Here is a 19210-nt window from a genome sequence, read left to right on the forward strand (position 1 = left end):
TACTGCTCTGCCGGATTTTCACGTCCCGGCTCCACTGTCCAGCATCCCGCGGCGCGCCCCGGTGTCCCTGAGCCCCTTGTGGAGGCTCCCGGCCGGTCCGGGGAAACAAAAAAACCCCTCGCGGGTGCGAGAGGTCTGCGCGCGGGTCTGGACGCTGGTGGTCGCTCCGCATCGGGTCCTGCGGAAGCGGTCACTGCGGACCGGCGCGCCTGCTGCCGATAATCAGCGAAAGCGAGGACACGCTCGCAGTCTGGCACAGCTCCCCGGGGTCCGGCCTGCCCGTCTCGCGATGCGGAACGGGCAGGCCGGGGGCGGTGCGGACCGCCCGTGGGACGAGACGACCGGGATCAGACGATCTTGTGCAGCCAGCCGTGGGTGTCGGGGGCCTGGCCGCCCTGGATCGCCAGCAGCGCCTTGCGCAGCTCCATGGTGACCGGGCCGGGCTCGCCGGTGCCGACGGTCCAGTCGGCGGCCGCGGACTTGACCGAGCCGACCGGGGTGATGACGGCGGCGGTGCCGCAGGCGAAGACCTCGGTGAGGGTGCCGTCGGCGTTGGCCTGCTGCCACTCGTCGGTGGAGATCTTCCGCTCCTCGACGGCGTAGCCGAGGTCGGCGGCGAGCCGGAGCAGCGAGTCGCGGGTGATGCCGGGCAGCAGGGCGCCGGACAGCTCCGGGGTGACGATCTTCGCGTCCTTGCCCTCGCCGAAGACGAAGTACAGGTTCATGCCGCCCATCTCCTCGACCCACCGGTGCTCGGCGGCGTCGAGCCAGACGACCTGGTCGCAGCCCTTCTCGGCGGCCTGGGCCTGGGCGACCAGCGAGGCGGCGTAGTTGCCCGCGCACTTCGCGGCACCGGTGCCGCCGGGCGCCGCCCGGACGTACTCCTTGGACAGCCAGACCGAGACCGGCTTGATGCCGCCCTGGAAGTAGGCGCCGGCCGGCGAGGCGATGATCATGAAGAGGTAGGAGTTGGCCGGGCGGACACCCAGGCCGACCTCGGTGGCGAACATGAACGGACGCAGGTAGAGGCTCTGCTCCGGCTCGTTCGGGACCCACTCCTGCTCCTGCTGCACCAGCAGCTCGACGGCCTCGACGAAGGTCTCGACCGGCAGCTCCGGCATGGCCAGACGGCGGGCCGAGGCCTGGAAGCGGGCGGCGTTGGCCTCCGGACGGAAGGTGGCGATGGAGCCGTCGGCCTGGCGGTAGGCCTTCAGGCCCTCGAAGATCGCCTGGCCGTAGTGCAGGGTCATGTTCGCCGGGTCGATCTCCAGCGGCGCGTACGGCGCCAGCTGGGCGTCGTGCCAGCCCACGCCCTCGGTCCAGCGGATGGTGACCATGTGGTCGGTGAAGACCCGGCCGAAACCGGGGTTGGTCAGCCGAGCCTGTCGCTCCGCTGCGGGCAGCGGGTGGGCGGAGGGCTTGAGGTCGAACGTGATGGGCGCCTGGGTGGGCGTGCTCATGGCTGTTTCCTTCACCGTGGGGTTGGTCGGGGCCGCCACCACCGCAGAGACGTTTCGGCGTTCTGACGCCGGAATGAACGCACAGCAGCACGGCCCACTGTCGATACTCGCATCCAGAGGGCCGTGCCGAACAGTTGCCCGCTCCTTTGAGAGCTGCAAGCTGCGGTTATGCGGTCCGGCCCACCTGGCCGGAAACCTTGTCGGTCCGGCCCGCCGGCCGGAACTCCGCTTTCGGATCCGGCCCGCTACCCGGATACTCGGGCGGCGAGCGCGTCGCCGACCTGGGCGGTGCTGCGGGTGCCGGAGCGCTCGGCCAGGTCCGCCGCGACGGCGGCCTCGATCTTGGCGGCCTCGGCGTCGAAGCCGAGGTGCTCCAGCAGCATGGCGACCGACAGCACGGTGGCGGTCGGGTCGGCCTTGCCCTGGCCGGCGATGTCCGGCGCCGAACCGTGCACCGGCTCGAACATGGACGGGAACTCGCCGCTCGGGTTGATGTTGCCGCTCGCGGCCAGGCCGATCCCGCCGGTGACGGCGGCGGCCAGGTCGGTCAGGATGTCGCCGAACAGGTTGTCGGTGACGATGACGTCGAAGCGCTCGGGCTGGGTGACGAAGAAGATCGTCGCCGCGTCGACGTGCAGGTAGTCGGTGGTGACCTCGGGGAACTCCGCGCCGACCTCGGCGAAGATCCGCGACCACAGGTGCCCGGCGTGCACCAGCACGTTGTTCTTGTGCACCAGGGTGAGCTTCTTGCGCGGCCGCGCCTGGGCCCGGCGGTAGGCGTCGCGCACCACGCGCTCGATGCCGTACGCGGTGTTCAGGCTGACCTCGGTGGCCACCTCCTGCGGCGTCCCGGCGCGCAGCGTGCCGCCGTTGCCGACGTACAGGCCCTCGGTGCCCTCGCGGACGACCACGAAGTCGATCTCGCGTGGTGTCGGAGACGCACCGTCGGACTCGGTGCCGGCCAGCGGGGACGACACCCCGGGGAACAGCCGGCCGGGGCGCAGGTTGATGTGGTGGTCGAAGGCGAACCGCAGCTTCAGCAGCAGCCCGCGCTCCAGCACCCCCGACGGCACACTCGGGTCACCGATGGCGCCCAGCAGGATCGCGTCGAACGACTTCAGTTCCGCCAGCACGTCGTCCGGCAGCGTCTCCCCCGTCCGGTGGTAGCGCCGGGCCCCGAGGTCGTACTCGGTGGTCTCCAGCTTCACATCGGCGGGAAGCACGGCACCCAGGACCTTGAGGCCTTCGGCCACCACTTCCTGACCGATGCCGTCACCCGGGACAACTGCGAGACGAATGGTGCGAGACATGCTCGGACCCTACTCCGCCGTCCCAGGTGCTGACACCTCGCGTCCATCATGCGGACATGCCGCGCCGTCAGGTGAGGTCGATGTCAATCGGGAACGGGCGTTCCAGCTTGAGCTGCTTGTGGTGGATCCCGGTCAGGCCATAGCTGCCGGTGGCCGGATCCAGCTCGTACACGTGAACGATGGGGCGTCCCTCGTCGTCGCTCTCGATGCGCCAGAAGTGCGCGATGCCGGCAGCCGCGTACTTTCGCGGCTTTACCTGGCGGTCACGGTCCTGGGACTCCTCGGACACGACCTCGACGGCCAGCAGCACGTCCTCCACGACGGAAAAGGTCTGCCTCGGGCCGGTGTCTCCCCGCTCGTCCACGACCACCAGATCGGGCTCGGGCCTGTTGCGCTGGTTGAGCTTGACCCCCATCTCCCGGCAGACCTCCCATCCGTCCGGCACGGCGGCCTCCAGCGCCTGCTCCAGCCTGCGGAGGGTGCGCATGTGAAATCGCGTCTGCGGACTCACGAAGATCAGGCTCCCGTCAAGCAACTCGGTGTGCGGCGGGAGATCCGGCAGCCGGTCCAGGTCTTCGGCGGTGTATCCGCCGACCGGCGGGCGAAGCCAGTCGGGGTACGGCTCGATGCTCATGGTTCCTCCCATACGGGCATCCTGGCGGCGCTCTCAGGCTACTCGGCAAAGCCTCCTCGGGCGCCACCTCTTCGAGGGAGCGCGGGTGACCGAATCCGCGCTGGGGGCGCGCTTAGGGTGGCGGGATCCGGGGTCACTGGCAGAACGGGGCGCGTGGGTGAGGGCCGAGCGACGGCGGGAGGTGCTGGTCTGCGGGGGTGCGGCGGGGCTGGCGATGGGCGGGTACGCGCTGGCGGCGGGCCTGCGGGGGCGGTGGCCGGCCGGGGTGGAGGCGGTCGCCGTGCCGTACCACGCCCACCTGTGGGACCTGCTGCACGGGGAGGCCGCCGGGGACCTGCTCTTCAACTGGAACAGCGGGTACGGCGTCCCGTTCCTGGCGGACTTCTTCGCCTACCTGATGAACCCGTTCTCCTGGCCCACCGCGCTCCTCCCCCGCGACCAGGGCCCGCTCGCCGTCTTCCTGGTCACCCTGGCCACCATCGGCCTCGGCACCGCCCTGATGGCCCACCTGCTCGGCCGCGTCCACCCCGGCCCGCGCCGGCTGCGGGTCTTCGCCGCCCTCGGCTACGGGCTGTGCGCCTGGGTGCTGGACGTCGGCGGCGCCGCGCCGATGTGGCTCTGGGGCCTGGTCTCGCTGCCGCTGCTCGGCCTGGCCGCCGACTGGTGCCTGCACGAGCGCCGCTGGGTGGCCGGCACGCTGTGCGTCGCCCTCGCCTGGGCCGGCAACCTCTACACCGCGGCCCTGGCCACCCTGGTCGCCGGGCTGCTCCTCGCCCTCCGGCTGTTCGCCACCGCGCGGCCGTTCCGGCACCGGGTCCGGACCACCGGCCGGGCCGTCACCATGGCCACCGCCGGGGTGCTGCTCGCCTCCCCGGTGCTGTTCGTCGCGGTCCGGGCCGCGCAGGGCGCGCAGCCCGAGTCCCCGGTGCAGCCGCTCGGCCCGTCCGGGATCGGCGGCCACCTCGCCCAGCTGCTGCCCGCCACCCACGGCGGGCGCCCGCTGCCGGACGTGGCGATCGGCCTGTTCGGGCTGCTGCTGGTGTGCGGGCTGCCGTTCAACCGGCGGGTGCGGATCCGCGAGCGGGCGGTCTGGTGCGCGGCCCTGGTGCTGGTGGTGCTCAGCTTCGTGTGGACCCCGACCGTCCTGGTCTGGCACGGCCTGGCGATCCCGGCCGGCGGGCCGTACCGGGTCGCCTTCGTGCTCAGCGGGCTGCTGGTGCTGGCCGGCTGGGTGTCGCTGGCGCACCGGCCGGACGCACCGACCCTGCTGGGCGGCGCCGCCGTGGTCGCGGTGATCGCCGGGCTGGCGGCGAGCCGGCACTCCGTGCGCCCCGCCACCTGGGTGCTGCTGACCGTCGGCGGCGCCGTCCTGCTCACCGCGCTGTGGATCCTGGACCGCCACCACCCCGACCGCCGGGCGAACGCCGCCGCCACCTGGGTGATCGGCGCCGCGGTGGCCGGCAACGCGGTCTGGTCCGGGTACGCGGCGCTCGGCGGGGCGCCCCCGGACGGCATCTCCGCGACGGCCGTCCGGGCCGGGCACGCAGCCGTCCACGCGGCCGACGACTGGCCGCGCGGCCGCAGCGACCCGGGCCCGCACGCCTTCACCGCCAACGACCCGCTGCTGCTGAACGGCCAGGGCGGCGGCTACTTCAGCGGCTACCTGCCGACCGTCACCGCCCTGCTGCTGCACGACCTCGGCGCGGGCTGGACGGCCGGCGGGCGGCAGACCGCGAGCGTCACCGACCCGGTCGGCCGGGCGTTGTTCGGCGTCCGCGCGCACCTGGACGACGGGCCGCCGCCGTACGGCTTCGCCCCGGGCCGCGCACCCGCGCCACCGCTGATCACGGTGCTGCCGCCGGGCGCCCGCCCGGACACCTCCTCGGTCTGGTCCCGGCAGGAGTCGCTGCTGGGCAGCCAGGTGTACGACGCCCCGCTGCCCGTCCCGGCCGGCGGGCCCGCGCCCACCCTGCACGGCACCAGCGGCTGGTCGGTGCCGCCCGGCACGGAGGGCACCGTCTTCACCGCCGCCTGCACGCCCGGTTCGACGGCGTACTTCCACGGCGTCTGGTACCGCGGCACGGTCAGCGGCCTGGGCACCGAGTACCGCAGTGACGGCGAGCAGCCCACCACGGCGGTGGCCGTGCACCGGCTGGGGACCGTCCCGGCGGACGGGGTGGTCCGGGTGACGCTGCGCTCCGACACCGTGAGCCAGGTCCCGGCCCGCCCGATCGGCTGCCTGCGGACGGACGCCCTGGACGCCGCCGTCGCCCGCCTCACCGCCACCGGCGCGACCCGCGTCGAGGCCGGCGGGCACACCCTCGCGGCCACCCTCCCGGCGGGCTCCACCGGCACCGCGCTGCTCTCGGTGCCCGCCACCGAGGGCTGGAGCTGCGCCGTCGACGGCGGCCGGCCCGCCGCCCCACCAAGGTGCTGGGCATGCTCGGCGTCCCGCTCGGCCCGGGGGGCGCCTCCCGGCTCGCCTGCACCTTCCGCCCGCCCGGCCTCTCGGAGGGCCTGGTCGTCACCTCCGCCACCGCCGCCGTCCTCGCCCTGGTCGCGGTCTTCACCCGGCTCGCCCGCCGCCGCCCCGCCCACGTCCCGCGCCGCGAGCGCCGCCGGATCGCCGCCACCGGCGGGGCGTGACCGGAGGCCGAAGGCCGAGGGCGGCCCGCCGATCGCCGTCGGCGGGCCGCCCTCCTCCAGGAGGTGGTCAGGGCAGCGTGACCACCTGCCCCCGCCGGTCGCCCGGGTTGAGGTGGTGCAGCAGCAGGAGCCCCGGGTCGGCGCCCGCCGCGCGGTGCACGTCGAGGACGGTGCCCGGGCCGACGGCGGCCAGCACCGCCGGTGGGCCGGTGAGACCGGCCCGGACGCTGAGGGCCGGGTGCAGGACGTCCAGCGGGACGGCCGGACGGGTGCCGCGCAGGCCGACGGCCGAGAAGGCCTCGGCCGGGTCCGGGAGGCCGGGGGCGGCGACGCCCGTCCAGACGCCGTAGTGGACGGTGCTGTGCCCCGGCCGGACGCCGGGCAGCGCGCTCAGCCGGACCGGCAGCACGAGCACGTCGCTGTCCAGCAGGGCGGTGTCGGTGTCGCCCCAGTGCGCGTTGAGCGGCTGGACGTCCAGTTCGGCGCCGGTCCGGGCGTCCAGGGCGCGGGAGACCAGGACGTCGCTGCCGCGCAGCCGGTCGGCCTTGAGGACGACGTCGGTGGTGCCGTCCCCGTCGGTGTCCAGCGAGACCCGGACGCCGTACAGCCCGACCGGGGTCGCCGCCGGGGCCCAGAGCTGCGCGCCCACGTACAGCAGGTCGGGGTCGACGGCCGCACCCACGGCCCGCAGGTCGGCGGCCCGCTCGCCGGGGTGGTCGACGCAGACCTCCTGGGCCGGGTCCGGCCCGTCCGCGGCGTCCTCCGGCCGGATGCCCGCGCCCGGGCCGACGGCGGCGCCGCTGCCGGCCGGGCAGTCGGCCCAGCGGGCGCCCCGGCCGCCGAGAGCGAGGGCGGTGACCAGGCCGGGGGTCGCGCCGGGGGCGGCGCGACCGCCGAGGGTGACGAGGGTGCCGTCGCGCGCGGTACGGGCGGTGGCGGTCGCGGTGAGGTCGCTCGCGGGCCGCGGGGCGGCGAACACCGGGACGCGCAGCTGCGGCAGGGTGCCGCCGGCGAGCGGGGTCAGCAGCACCCGGCCGGAGAGTTCGCCCCGGTAGCTGCGGGCCTTTCCGCCCTGCACGCGGTCGATGGTCGGGTCGGGGGTGCGCCCCAACTCCCCCGGTACGGACAGCGTCACCCGCACCCGCGCGGTGCCGCCCGGCGGGACGTCGACCTGCGCCGGGGTCACCGTGAAGGCGGCGCCTGGCAGTTCGGTGGCCGCCGCGTAGCCGGTGCGGTAACTCAGCGGCGCGGAGGAGAGGTTGCGGACCTCGATGTCCCGTCCGAGCTCCGTCGGCCCGCCGATCGCGACCGGCCCGAAGGAGACCCCGACGCCGCCCTGCTCGGCGCCCTCGCCCGCCGCGTAGGCGACGACGGGCGTGCGCACGGCGAGGTCGACCCTGGCCCGGCCGGCCCCGGTGCGCTCGGGCCCGTAGACCGGCCCGGTGCGGTCGTCGCCGACGTAGGTGTCGGCGCCGGTGTTCATCAGCGCGGCCTTGAGCTGTTCGACCGACCAGTCCGGGTGTGCGGCGCGCACCAGCGCGGCGAGCCCGGCGACGTGCGGGGTGGCCATCGAGGTGCCGCTCTCGCGCTGGCCGCCGGCCCCGCTGCCGACCAGGGCGGACCAGATGCTCTCGCCGGGGGCCGCGAGGTCGGGCTTGACCACGCCGGGCACGCCGATGCCGCGCGAGGTGAAGTCGGTGAGGGTGTCGAGGCGGGCCGGCTGGTCCTGGGCGACCGAGCCGTGCAGCGGGTTGCCGGGGGCGGCGAGCCGGACCCGTACCGGCCCGGCGGCCGCGGCCTGCCGCAGCCGTTCGCCGTCGGCGTGGGCGAGCAGGGCGGCGGGGATGCGGTCGTTGCCGGCGATCTCGGCGAGGTGGTCGGTGTCGGCGGCGTACAGCACGCCGATCGCGCCCGCGTCGGCGGCGTGGTCGGCGCGCGGGCCGGAGTTGCAGGCCCGCTCGGCCTCGGCGGTCTTCCAGGCGAGGACGGCGATCCGGCCGTCCAGCCGCTGCCGGTCGGCCTCGTCGAAGGCGGTGCAGCCGTCCGACTGGTCGGCGGGCAGGGCGAGTTCGCCGCTGACGTCGGCGCTCGCCCAGCCCTGGTAGCGCGCGCTCCAGTGCGCCGGGACGACGCCGGCCAGGGCGGCGGGGGCGAGCACGGTGAGGCCGTCCACGTCGGCGTGCCCGTGCACGGAGGCGGCGACGGTGATCGCCCGGGCGGCGGTGCCGGGGCTGCCGCCGATGCCGTACGCGTCGCCGTCGTTGCCCGCGGCCGCGACCACGACGGTGCCCAGCGCGGCGAGCCGGTCGACGGCCAGGGCGTCGGTGTCGTCGGTGCTGCCGAAGCGGCTGCCGAGCGAGAGGTTGACGACGTCGAGCCGGTCGGCGAGGTCGCCGTCGCCGTTCGGGTCGGCGGCGAGGTCGAGGGCCTGGGCGAGTCGGTCGGTGGAGCCGTCGCAGCCGAACACCCGGATCGCGTACAGCTGGGCGCCGGGGGCCGCGCCGGGGCCGACCTTGAACCCGGCCGGGTCCAGCCCGGGCCCGTACGGCCCGGGGTACGGGCGGCCGTCGGCGGTGACGCCGTACCCGGCCGCGGTGCCGGCGACGTGGGTGCCGTGGCCGTTGCGCGCGCAGTCGATCGGGTTGTCGCTGGGGTGCGGCACCGGCTGGTGGGTCGGGGAGGCCGGGTCCGGGTCGTAGTCGTCGCCGACCAGGTCCTTGCCGCCGACGACCTTGGTGGTGGGGAACAGTGCGGGCGGCGCGGGCTTGCCGCGTTCGACCGAGCGGAAGGCCTCCTCGGTGCCGGGACCGCCGAAGTCGGCGTGGGTGTAGTCGATCCCGCTGTCGATGATCCCGATCCGCACCCCCGTGCCGGTGTTGCCGCCGGCCGCGGATCCACCGAGCGCGGATCCACCGGGCACGGCCCCGCCGGCCCAGACCTGCGGGGCGCCGGTCAGCGGGACGGAGTGGGCGTTGTCGCGCCGCTTGTTGACGATCGGGTGGACGGCCCGGACGCCGGGCAGCGCCCGCAGGGCGGTCAGCCGGTCGGCGGGCGCACTGACGGCGAGGCCGGTGAGCAGGGTGCGGGTGCGGTAGAGCTCGCGGGCGGCGGGCGCCGCCCGGTGGACGGCCCCGGCGAGCCGGTCCAGCGCCTCCCCGGCCCGGGACCGCTGGTCGGCACCGGCCCGCGCGGCCTCCCGGCGGACGGCCTCGGGGGAGCGCCGCTCCCGCCGGGCTCCGTCGGCGGCCCGCTGCCAGGCGGGGCCGGCCGCCTCGGTGGCGAGTTCGAGCAGGACGGAGGCCGTCCGGCCTGCGGGCGGGCTGCCGCCCGGTGGTCCCGCGGACGGTGGGCCGCCCGCCGCCGGGGCGGCGGCGAGGGCGACGCTCCCGGCCAGCAGGGCCAGGGTGAGGCCGATCCGGGCGACGGGTCGGCGAAGGGGTGGCAGACGCACTGGGTCCTCTCCCCCGGCAGGGGGGACTGATCCGCACGCCGTGTCGCTGACGCCCGCCCGCGCGGACGCCGATCACCCTTCCGGGGGCCCCAAATTAGGATGATCGCGTCGGCGGGGGCGAGCAACTTCCCTCGGATGGACCCGGGTTGCACTCTACGGAGTGACGGACGGTCAGCCCGGTCGGAGCAGTAGCCCGATGAACGCCACCCGGAGCGCCGGTCAGTGGTGGCCGGTCACGCCGCCGTTGTCCCGGCGGTCCAGCGAGCGTTGCAGGGCGGCGGCCGCGAAGGGGTTCCGCTCGGCGGCCCGGCGGCGGCGCGGGGCGCGGACGGGGGTGGCGGCAGGGGCGGCAGTGGCGTGGCGGTCGGCGGTGGAGGGCATACCGGGCTCCTTGGAAGCGGCACGCGGGAGGGCGTGGCGGAAGAACGGGGAGACGGAGGTGCCGCGCGCAGCGCGCCCCGAAGAAGGGGGCGGTGGGCGACGGGAGGGAGCGCGGGGGCAGGGGTCGCCCGCCCGTGATGGCGCACGCTCACACGGGCCGAACGCCCTGGCTACAGGGGCGGCACACCGTATGGCTCTTCCACGGTACGGCCACGGCCCGGCGGTGTCTGCACGAATACTTGGATTTCCTAGTATCTGAGACGGCAGTGACCCCCGGGAACGCAGCGGGGCCCGGACCACCGTCGCAACGGCGGTCCGGGCCCCACGGGGCCGTCAGGCTCAACCCAGGTCGACGGAGCGCGCGAAACGGGCGCCGATCTCGGCGGCGATCGCCGACAGGACGTCCTGCGGGATCTCGCTGTCCACGGTGAGGGAGGCCAGCGCGCCGCCGCCGTCCCGGGCGACCTGCATGCCGGCGATGTTGATGCCCGCGTCGCCGAGGTGGCGGCCGAGCACGCCGACCACTCCGGGGCGGTCCTCGTACTTGAAGAAGGCCATGTGGTCGGTGAGCGCCACGTCCACGTCGAAGGCGTCCACGCCGACGATCTTCTGGATCTGCTTGGGGCCGGCCAGCGTGCCGGAGATGGCGATCTCCTCGCCGTCCGCCAGCGTGCCGCGCACGGTGATCACGTTGCGGTGCTCGGGGCTCTCGCTGGAGGTGGTCAGGCGGACCTCGACGCCGCGCTCCTGGGCGAACAGCGGGGCGTTGACGTAGGACACCGTCTCCGCCACCACATCCTCGAAGACGCCCTTCAGCGCGGACAGTTCGAGCACCTTGACGTCGTGCTGGGTGATCTCGCCGCGGACCTCCACGTCGAGCCGGACGGCGACCTCGCCGGCCAGCGCGGTGAAGATCCGGCCGAGCTTCTCGGCCAGCGGCAGGCCCGGGCGGACGTCCTCGGCGATCACGCCGCCCTGGACGTTGACGGCGTCCGGTACCAGCTCGCCGGCCAGCGCGAGGCGCACCGACCTGGCGACCGCGATGCCGGCCTTCTCCTGCGCCTCGTCGGTGGAGGCGCCCAGGTGCGGGGTGGCGACCACGTTGTCGAAGGCGAACAGCGGGGAGTCGGTGCACGGCTCCTTGGCGTACACGTCCAGGCCCGCGCCGGCCACCCGGCCCTCGCGCAGCGCGGCGGCCAGCGCCTCCTCGTCCACGATGCCGCCGCGGGCGGCGTTGACGATGCGTACGGTCGGCTTGACCTTGTGCAGCGCCTCGTCGCCGATCAGGCCGATGGTCTCGGGGGTCTTGGGGAGGTGGACGGTGATGAAGTCCGAGACCTCCAGCAGCTCCTCCAGGGTGACCAGCTTGACGCCCATCTGGGCGGCGCGGGCGGCCTGGATGTAGGGGTCGTACGCGACGATCTTCATGCCGAACGCGGACATCCGCTGGGCGACCAGCACGCCGATCCGGCCCAGGCCGACGACGCCGAGGGTCTTCTCGCTCAGCTCGACGCCGGTGTACTTGTTGCGCTTCCACTCGCCCTGCTTGAGCGCGGCGTTGGCCGGCGCGATGTTGCGGGCGACGGAGATCAGCAGGCCGCAGGCGAGTTCGGCGGCGGTGACGATGTTGGAGGTCGGCGCGTTGACCACCATCACGCCGGCCTTGGTGGCGGCGGCGACGTCCACGTTGTCCAGGCCGACGCCGGCCCGGGCGACCACCTTGAGCTTGCGGGCGACGGCCAGCGCCTCCGCGTCGACCTTGGTGGCGGAGCGGATCAGGATCGCGTCGACGTCGGCGATCGCGGTGAGCAGCTCGTTGCGGTCGGCACCGTTGCAGTGGCGGATCTCGAAGTCCGGACCGAGGGCGTCGACGGTGGCGGGCGACAGTTCTTCGGCGATCAGAACGACGGCGGTCTTGGATGTCACAGTGCTCACGACAGTGTGTCCTTAACTCTGCGGTCCCCCCGGCGCGCAGGTGGGCGTGAAAGGCCGGGGGAAGGTGGCATGCCGCGTAGGTAGACGCACGACGCTGTGGGCCTGACGCGCACTCGGAGTGTATCGACGGGCTGGATGCCAGGCTGCTCCCGTCCGGCGAAATCACCCGGACGAGAGCAGCCTACTTGTACAAGCCGGTTACGGAATCGGGCAGTCGGAGAAGCGTCAGGCCTTCTCGTTGACCCAGCTCATCAGCGAGCGCAGCTTCTTGCCGGTGGTCTCCAGCAGGTGGTCCTCGTCGGCCTTCTTGTACTCGTTGTACTTGGGCAGGCCGGCCTTGTACTCGGCGATCCAGGTGTTGGCGAAGGTGCCGTCCTGGATCTCCGCGAGGACCTTCTTCATCTCGGCCTTGGTGGCGTCGGTGATGATCCGCGGGCCGGTGACGTAGTCGCCCCACTCGGCGGTCTCGGAGACCGACCAGCGCATCTTCTCCAGGCCGCCCTCGTACATCAGGTCGACGATGAGCTTCAGCTCGTGCAGGCACTCGAAGTAGGCGATCTCCGGCTGGTAGCCGGCCTCGACCAGGGTCTCGAACCCGGCCTTGACCAGGGCGGCGGTGCCACCGCAGAGGACGGCCTGCTCGCCGAACAGGTCGGTCTCGGTCTCCTCGGTGAAGGTGGTCTTGATGACGCCGGCCTTGGTGGCGCCCAGGCCCTTGGCGTACGACAGCGCCAGGGCGAAGGCGTTGCCCGAGGCGTCCTGCTCGACCGCGACGATCGCCGGGACGCCGCGGCCCTCCTCGTACTGGCGGCGGACCAGGTGGCCCGGGCCCTTCGGGGCGACCATGCAGACGTCGACGTCCGCCGGGGGCTTGATGAAGCCGAAGCGGATGTTCAGGCCGTGGCCGAAGAACAGGGCGTCGCCGGCCTTCAGGTGCGGGGCGATGTCGGCCTCGTAGACGTCGGCCTGGATCGGGTCCGGGACCAGGATCATGATGACGTCGGCCTCGGCCGCGGCCTCGGCCGGGGTGACGACGCGCAGGCCGGCCTCCTCCGCCTTGGCACGGGACTTGGACTCCGGCTTCAGGCCGACCCGGACGTCGGCGCCGGAGTCGCGCAGGGACAGCGCGTGGGCGTGGCCCTGGCTGCCGTAGCCGATGACCGCGACCTTGCGGCCCTGGATGATGGACAGGTCGGCGTCGTCTTCGTAGAACAGCTCGGCCACGGGGGCACATCTCCTTGCATCATGGGTGCCGGGTACGCGGTGCCTACCGTATGCGCACCCGGCGGGGTGTGGGGTCTTTGCTTCAGTGCTTGAGACGGGGGACGGGTCGCCGTCTCGCGCTGTTCACGCGCTGCGGTCGAGGGCGCGCAGCGACCGGTCCGTGATCGAACGGGCGCCGCGGCCGATGGCGACCAGGCCGGACTGGACCAACTCCTTGATGCCGTAAGGCTCCAGCATCCGGAGCATGGCCTCCAGCTTGTCCGAGCTGCCGGTGGCCTCGATGGTCACCGCTTCGGGCGACACGTCGACGGTCTTGGCGCGGAACAGCTGGACGATCTCGACGATCTGCGACCGGGTCTCGTTGTCGGCGCGGACCTTCACCAGGACCAGTTCCCGCTGGATCGCAGCGGCCTGGTCGAGTTCGACGATCTTTATCACGTTCACGAGCTTGTTGAGCTGCTTGGTGACCTGTTCCAGCGGGAGGTCCTCGACGTTGACCACGATCGTCATCCGGGAGACGTCCGGATGCTCGGTCGGGCCGACGGCGAGGGAGTCGATGTTGAAGCCCCGACGGGAGAACAGTGCGGCGATGCGGGCGAGCACGCCGGGCTTGTTCTCGACCAGGACGGAGAGGGTGTGCTTGGACATGTGGTTCCTCGGTCGTTCCTCAGTCGTTCCGGAAGGGGCTGTCAGTCGAGGTCGTCGCCGAAGTCGGGGCGAACGCCCTTGGCGAACTGGATCTCGTCGTTGCTGGTCCCGGCCGCGACCATCGGCCAGACCATCGCGTCCTGGTGGACGATGAAGTCGATGACGACCGGGCGGTCGTTGATCTCCATCGCCTGCTTGATGACCGCGTCCAGGTCCTCGGGCCGCTCGCAGCGCAGGCCGACGCAGCCCATCGCCTCGGACAGCAGGACGAAGTCGGGGATCCGGGTGCCCTGGGCCGGCGGCTCGATGCCGTCGTGGTCCGGGCCGGAGTGCAGCACGGTGTTGGAGTAGCGCTGGTTGTAGAACAGCGTCTGCCACTGCCGGACCATGCCCAGTGAGCCGTTGTTGATGACCGCGACCTTGATCGGGATGTCGTTCAGGGCGCAGGTGACCAGCTCCTGGTTGGTCATCTGGAAGCAGCCGTCGCCGTCGATGGCCCAGACCGTGCTCTCCGGGCGGCCGGCCTTGGCGCCCATCGCCGCGGGGACGGCGTAGCCCATGGTCCCGGCGCCGCCGGAGTTGAGCCAGGTGCCGGGCTTCTCGAAGCGGATGAACTGCGAGCTCCACATCTGGTGCTGGCCCACGCCCGCGGCGTAGATCGCCTCGGGGCCGACCAGCTTGCCGATCCGCTCGATGACCTGCTGCGGCGAGAGGCGGCCCTCGGGCGCCGGCTCGTAGCCGAGCGGGTAGGTCTTCTTCCACTCGTCGAGCTTCTCCCACCACTCGGCGTAGTCGCCCTTGTGGCCGGCGTCGAACTCGGCCTGGACGGCGACGATCAGGTCGGCGAGCACCTCGCGGGCGTCGCCGACGATCGGCACGTCCGCCGGGCGGTTCTTGCCGATCTCGGCCGGGTCGATGTCGGCGTGGACGACCTTGGCGTTGGGGGCGAAGCCGTCCAGCTTGCCGGTGACGCGGTCGTCGAAGCGGGCGCCGAGGGTGAACAGCAGGTCGGACTTCTGCAGGGCGGTGACGGCCGGGACGGAGCCGTGCATGCCGGGCATGCCCAGGTGCTGCGGGTGGCTGTCCGGGAAGGCGCCGAGCGCCATCAGGGTGGTGACCACGGGGGCGCCGGTCAGCTCGGCGAGGATCCGCAGCTCGGCGGTGGCCTGCGCCTTGATGACGCCGCCGCCGACGTACAGCACCGGGCGCTTCGCGCCGACCAGCATCTTCGCGGCCTCGCGGATCTGCTTGGCGTGCGGCTTGGTGACCGGACGGTAGCCGGGCAGCGAGGCCTCGACCGGCCACCGGAAGGTGGTGGTGGCCTGCAGCGCGTCCTTGGCGATGTCGACCAGCACCGGGCCGGGGCGGCCGGTGGCGGCGATGTGGAAGGCCTCGGCGATCACCCGGGGGATCTCGGCCGGGTCGGTGACCAGGTAGTTGTGCTTGGTGATCGGCATCGTGATGCCGCAGATGTCCGCCTCCTGGAAGGCGTCGGTGCCGATCGCCTTGGAGGCGACCTGGCCGGTGATCGCGACCATCGGCACGGAGTCCATGTAGGCGTCGGCGATCGGGGTGACCAGGTTGGTCGCGCCCGGGCCGGAGGTCGCCATGCAGACCCCGACCCGGCCGGTGGCCTGGGCGTAGCCGGTGGCGGCGTGGCCGGCGCCCTGCTCGTGCCGGACCAGGATGTGGCGCACCTTGGCGGAGTCCATCAGCGGGTCGTACGCGGGAAGGATGGCCCCGCCCGGGATGCCGAAGACGGTGTCCGCGCCTACGGCCTCCAGCGAGCGGATGAGCGACTGGGCGCCGGTCATGGTCTCGACGACGTGCTGGGGAGCGTTGGCGGCCGGGTTGTCCCCACGGCGGGGGGATGCGGCGTGCTCGGTCATCTGCCTGTCTCTTCTCGGGTTTTGCCGACCAGGTGCTGCGGGCCCCGGTGCTGCGAGGGAGGGGTCCCGGTCCGGGTCGATCGCCGGCTCTGCCTCAATCGTCCCGCCGAATCCGACAAGTCGGGAGTTCTCGGGCGGCCGAGGCCAGGGGTCTTGCAGGGTGGAACAGCGTCAGTGCAACAAAAAACCCCTCGTGCCCAAGGGCATGCGAGGGGTGGCGCGTCGGTCTGTCACGAGCAGGGCGTGCGAGCCCTGTCAGCCGACGCGCCCGCCAAGTACGAGAATTCGGGTGCGCATGGCAACGACCATCCTCCCGTCCGGGGTTGCGTGTCAAGCAGGTGGGATGACCGTCTCGCCATGCGGACCCCCGGCCGGACCACTGACGGCCGGGTGTTCGGGCAGGTCAGCGCCGCCGTGGTGATGTACGCCACGTCCCGGGGCGGGGTCCGTGCGGCCACTCGTCCGGGTGTCGGCGGCCTGGTGGGACCGGCGGGCGGCGAGCGGGCCGAGCGGGGTCGGCAGCGGGTAGCCGCGGCGGGCCAGCGCACGGCGCAGCCTGGGCTCGTCCAGCGGCGGGGCGAAGGCGGAGCCCTGGGCCTGGCCGCAGCCGAGTTCGCCCAGGACGGAGACCTGCCGGGGCAGGTCCACCCCCTCGGCGGCGGTGGCCATCCCGAGGTCGCGGCCGAGCCGCAGGGCGTGCCCGGCGAGGGTGCGGGCGAGCGAGGACTCGCCGAGGTCCTGGACCAGGGTGCGGTCCAGCTTGAGGCCGTCCAGGGGCAGCCGGGCGAGGGCGCCGAGCGAGCCGCTGCCGGCGCCGTAGCCGGCCAGCCAGGTGGAGACGCCGAGCCGGCGCAGCGCGGCCAGCCGGCGGCCGAGTTCGTCGGCGAGCGCGTCCGAGCCCATCCTGGCCACCTCGATCACCAACTCGCCGGCCGGCAGCCCGCTGTCGCGCAGTGCGGCCGCCACCGTCTCGTACAGCCCCGGTGAGCAGAGCCGCTCGGTGGAGAGCCGGACGGCCACCGGGACGGGCCCCGCCGGGCCGCGGCCCGCCCGGCCGAGGCCGCGCCGGGCGGCGGCCGCGACGACCGCCTCGTGGATCAGCCAGCGGGAGAACCGGGTGGCGGCGTCGCCGTGCTCGGCGGAGCGCAGGAACTCGGCCGGGGTGAGCAGCAGGCCGCCCGCCGAGCGCCAGCGGGCCTGTGCCTCGACGCCGCTCACCGTGCCGTCGGCAAGGTCCACCACGGGCTGGTGGAGCAGGGTGAAGCCGCCCTCCCGGACGGCGAGTCGCAGCCGTTCCTCCAGCTCGCTGCGGCGTTCCAGGTCGGCCCGCATCGCCGGGGCGTAGAGCACCACCCGACCCTTGCCCTCGGACTTGGCCCGGTACATCGCGAGGTCGGCGTTGCGCATCAGTTCGTCGGCGGCGGCTCTGGGGTCGGCGGCGGGGCCGCGTTCGGGGGTGCCGAAGGCGATGCCGATGCTGGCGGCGACGCCGAGCTCGGTGCCGCCGATCCAGTACGGCTCGGAGAGCGCGACGCGCAGCCGCTCGGCCAGTTCCTGGACCTGGAGGCGGCCGAGCGGGCCGCAGACCAGGGCGGCGAACTCGTCGCCGCCGAACCGGGCGACGGTGTCCCCGCAGCGGACGGCGCCCTGCAGCCGGCGGGCGGCCTGCACCAGCAGCTCGTCGCCGACCTGGTGCCCGGCGGTGTCGTTGACCGCCTTGAAGCCGTCCAGGTCGAGGAAGAGCACGGCGATCCCGGCTCCGGTCCCGTCCTGCTGGCCGCGGGTGCCGAGGGCGGCCCGCAGCCGCTGGGTGAACAGCGCCCGGTTGGGCAGGTCGGTGAGCGGGTCGTGGAAGGCGTTGTGCTGCAACTGGGCCTGGAGCATGACGCGTTCGGTGACGTCCCGACTGTTGAGCAGCAGGCCGTCACGGTGCCGGCTGACGGTGGACTCGACGTGCAGCCACTCCCCGCCGCCGGAGCTGATCCGGCACTCCACCCGGGCCGAGGGCTCGGCGGTGCGCGGGTCGCGGTGGGCGGCGAGCCGGACCCTGGCGAGGTAGCGGCGGACCTCGGAGAGCACCCGGTCCACGTCCTCGGGGTGGACCAGGTCCAGCAGGTTGCCGCCGACGAGCTCCTCCGGGTCCCGCCCGTAGACGCCGAGCGCGGCCGGGGAGACGTAGGAGAGCACGCCGTTGGCACCGGCGATCATGATGACGTCGCTGGAGCCCTGCACCAGGGAACGGAAGTGCGCCTCCTTGTGGGCGAGTTCCTGGGCCAGCGACAGGTTGTCGAGCAGCATCACGCCTTGCCTGAGGATCAGTGCCAGCCCGACGGTGCAGGCGGCCGCGGCCACCACGCGGTCCAACTCGCGCCCGCCGAGGGCGTTGTAGAGGATGCCGGCGGTGCAGACCGCGGCGGCCGCGTACGGGGTGAGCGCGCTGAAGGTGGTGGCCACCCGGCGGCGCGGCAGGCCGCCGGCCGAGGGGTGCTCGCGCAGCGGGCGCCGCCAGCGCGGCGACCAGGGCGCCCAGGCCAACAGCAGACTGCCGGAGAACCAGCCGGCGTCCAGCAGTTCGCCCGAGTGGTAGCTGCTGCGCAGCTCCGGGGAGGTGAACAGGGCGTCGCACATGACGGTGACGGCGAGCGCCAGCATCGCGGTGTGCACCGCCGCCCGGTTGCCGTCCCGACCGCCGAAGCGCAGCCCGACCACCAGGCTGACCAGCAGGATGTCCAGCACCGGGTAGGCCAGGTTGAGGGCCAGGCGAAGCGGGGAGCCGCCCTCGCCGGCCGCGATCCGGCCGAGCGCCAGGCTCCAGCTGAGGGTGAACAGCGAGCCGGCGATCAGCCAGCCGTCGAGCAGCAGGCAGAGCCAGCCGGCCGCCGAGCGCGGGCGCTGGGCGAGCACCAGGACCCCGGTGATGGCGAGCGGGGCGAACAGCAGGAAGGCGTACTCGGCGAGCGAGTCCCGGGGCAGCGGGGTGCGGACGACCAGTTCGTACCAGCCCCAGGTGCCGTTGCCCATGGCGACCATGAGCGAGGAGAGGCCGAACAGCAGCCAGGCCGGGCGGGCGTGGCCGCCGACGGCGCAGCCGTACACCAGACAGGACAGGGCAGCCGCGAGGGCGGCCGCAGCCAGGCCGAAGTCACCCATGAAGACGGCGAGTTGGCGGGACCCCCAGCCGGCCGCGGCGCCCAGGGCGTAGGCCAGGCAAAGCGCGCCAAGGGCGAGGCCGGGCAGCGTGCGGCTCTCCCGGATCCGACCCAGCGGGCCGCGCCGGGCGGGCGCGGTCATGTCGATGGCGGACGTGTCGGCGGGCGGTGCGCCCGGGCGTCCGGCTTCGGGCAACACCGTATCGGTGGAGCTCACTCGGCCTCTCCCCCTCCGGCCCGGGGCCTCGCGCCCCGGACACGGGCCACCGGCCGCGTACCTCTCGGCCGTACGCGGTGGCCTGGCGCCCCGTCATGACGGAGGCCCAGGGGGTGGGCGACCTTCCGGCCGCCGCACCGCACCGATGCTCCCAAAATGGACCCTACACCAATTCCGTCACTCAATGACACGCACACTCAACTTAGAGTAATGGCGAGGGGGTGGGGAAATGCCCCCGATTCCAACGGATCGGCCCGGTTGGCGGC

At 73.7% G+C, this 19210-nt stretch carries 12 protein-coding genes and 1 pseudogene; 2 read left to right on the top strand and 11 right to left on the bottom strand.

Going from position 1 to position 19210, the window contains the following annotated elements; genetic code table 11:
• Positions 1-347: 347 nt before the first annotated feature.
• The 3 genes from CRP52_RS10460 to CRP52_RS10470 all read right to left on the bottom strand — a co-directional run bounded on the left by CRP52_RS10460 (position 348) and on the right by CRP52_RS10470 (position 3404).
• Entirely contained in the window at positions 348-1460 is a 1113-nt protein-coding gene (locus CRP52_RS10460; protein ID WP_097236142.1) for a branched-chain amino acid aminotransferase, read from the bottom strand.
• 245 nt (positions 1461-1705) lie between these two features.
• Entirely contained in the window at positions 1706-2770 is a 1065-nt protein-coding gene (locus tag CRP52_RS10465) for a 3-isopropylmalate dehydrogenase (protein WP_097236143.1), read from the bottom strand.
• Between the two features lie 67 nt (positions 2771-2837).
• Entirely contained in the window at positions 2838-3404 is a 567-nt protein-coding gene (locus CRP52_RS10470; protein WP_179852747.1) for a Uma2 family endonuclease, read from the bottom strand.
• A gap of 214 nt (positions 3405-3618) precedes the next feature.
• On the opposite strand from CRP52_RS10470, the pseudogene CRP52_RS40795 reads away from it, so the two are divergent.
• A pseudogene (locus tag CRP52_RS40795) lies at positions 3619-5133 on the top strand (YfhO family protein); the annotation flags it as partial.
• Here CRP52_RS40795 and CRP52_RS39405 read toward each other — a convergent pair.
• A complete protein-coding gene (locus CRP52_RS39405) occupies positions 5064-5609 on the bottom strand; it encodes a hypothetical protein (RefSeq protein ID WP_257032398.1) in 546 nt (181 codons plus the stop codon). The pseudogene CRP52_RS40795 and the gene CRP52_RS39405 overlap by 70 nt on opposite strands.
• Before the next feature lie 234 nt (positions 5610-5843).
• Here CRP52_RS39405 and CRP52_RS10480 point away from each other — a divergent pair, with 234 nt between their 5' ends.
• A complete protein-coding gene (locus CRP52_RS10480) occupies positions 5844-6050 on the top strand; it encodes a hypothetical protein (protein ID WP_097236145.1) in 207 nt (68 codons plus the stop codon).
• A 67-nt stretch (positions 6051-6117) separates the two neighbouring features.
• On the opposite strand, the gene CRP52_RS40425 is transcribed toward CRP52_RS10480, so the two are convergent.
• The 7 genes from CRP52_RS40425 to CRP52_RS10515 all read right to left on the bottom strand — a co-directional run bounded on the left by CRP52_RS40425 (position 6118) and on the right by CRP52_RS10515 (position 18869).
• Positions 6118-9501 carry a S8 family serine peptidase gene (locus CRP52_RS40425; RefSeq protein ID WP_097236146.1) on the bottom strand — a complete coding sequence of 1128 codons (3384 nt, stop codon included), beginning with the start codon at positions 9499-9501 and terminating at the stop codon, positions 6118-6120.
• Positions 9502-9720: 219 nt separating this feature from the next.
• Positions 9721-9882 (bottom strand): hypothetical protein, encoded by a 162-nt coding sequence (locus CRP52_RS38130; protein ID WP_097236147.1) that lies wholly within the window; start codon positions 9880-9882, stop codon positions 9721-9723.
• 339 nt (positions 9883-10221) lie between these two features.
• Positions 10222-11808 carry a phosphoglycerate dehydrogenase gene (serA, locus tag CRP52_RS10495; RefSeq protein ID WP_097236148.1) on the bottom strand — a complete coding sequence of 529 codons (1587 nt, stop codon included), beginning with the start codon at positions 11806-11808 and terminating at the stop codon, positions 10222-10224.
• 234 nt (positions 11809-12042) lie between these two features.
• The gene (gene ilvC / locus CRP52_RS10500; RefSeq protein ID WP_097236149.1) at positions 12043-13041 is read right to left on the bottom strand and encodes a ketol-acid reductoisomerase; all 999 of its coding nucleotides are present in this window, start codon (positions 13039-13041) and stop codon (positions 12043-12045) included.
• Between the two features lie 123 nt (positions 13042-13164).
• Positions 13165-13689, bottom strand: a complete 525-nt coding sequence (ilvN, locus tag CRP52_RS10505; RefSeq protein ID WP_097236150.1) for an acetolactate synthase small subunit — start codon at positions 13687-13689, stop codon at positions 13165-13167.
• Positions 13690-13730: 41 nt separating this feature from the next.
• A complete protein-coding gene (locus CRP52_RS10510) occupies positions 13731-15578 on the bottom strand; it encodes an acetolactate synthase large subunit (RefSeq protein WP_097236151.1) in 1848 nt (615 codons plus the stop codon).
• A gap of 330 nt (positions 15579-15908) precedes the next feature.
• Positions 15909-18869, bottom strand: coding sequence for a putative bifunctional diguanylate cyclase/phosphodiesterase (locus CRP52_RS10515; protein ID WP_097239987.1), 2961 nt, complete (start codon positions 18867-18869; stop codon positions 15909-15911).
• Between the last annotated feature and the right edge of the window lie 341 nt (positions 18870-19210).

Source organism: Streptomyces sp. 1331.2 (genome assembly GCF_900199205.1).
In the GTDB taxonomy this organism is placed as follows: domain Bacteria; phylum Actinomycetota; class Actinomycetes; order Streptomycetales; family Streptomycetaceae; genus Kitasatospora.

Bases quoted from the DNA above. Each gene is read 5' to 3' on its own strand.
- CRP52_RS10460 (WP_097236142.1), bottom strand. From the start codon at position 1,460: ATGAGCACGCCCACCCAGGCGCCCATCACGTTCGACCTCAAGCCCTCC.
- CRP52_RS10465 (WP_097236143.1), bottom strand. From the start codon at position 2,770: ATGTCTCGCACCATTCGTCTCGCAGTTGTCCCGGGTGACGGCATCGGT.
- CRP52_RS10470 (WP_179852747.1), bottom strand. From the start codon at position 3,404: ATGAGCATCGAGCCGTACCCCGACTGGCTTCGCCCGCCGGTCGGCGGA.
- CRP52_RS10480 (WP_097236145.1), top strand. From the start codon at position 5,844: ATGCTCGGCGTCCCGCTCGGCCCGGGGGGCGCCTCCCGGCTCGCCTGC.
- CRP52_RS38130 (WP_097236147.1), bottom strand. From the start codon at position 9,882: ATGCCCTCCACCGCCGACCGCCACGCCACTGCCGCCCCTGCCGCCACC.
- ilvN (WP_097236150.1), bottom strand. From the start codon at position 13,689: ATGTCCAAGCACACCCTCTCCGTCCTGGTCGAGAACAAGCCCGGCGTG.
- CRP52_RS10510 (WP_097236151.1), bottom strand. From the start codon at position 15,578: ATGACCGAGCACGCCGCATCCCCCCGCCGTGGGGACAACCCGGCCGCC.
- CRP52_RS10515 (WP_097239987.1), bottom strand. From the start codon at position 18,869: ATGACCGCGCCCGCCCGGCGCGGCCCGCTGGGTCGGATCCGGGAGAGC.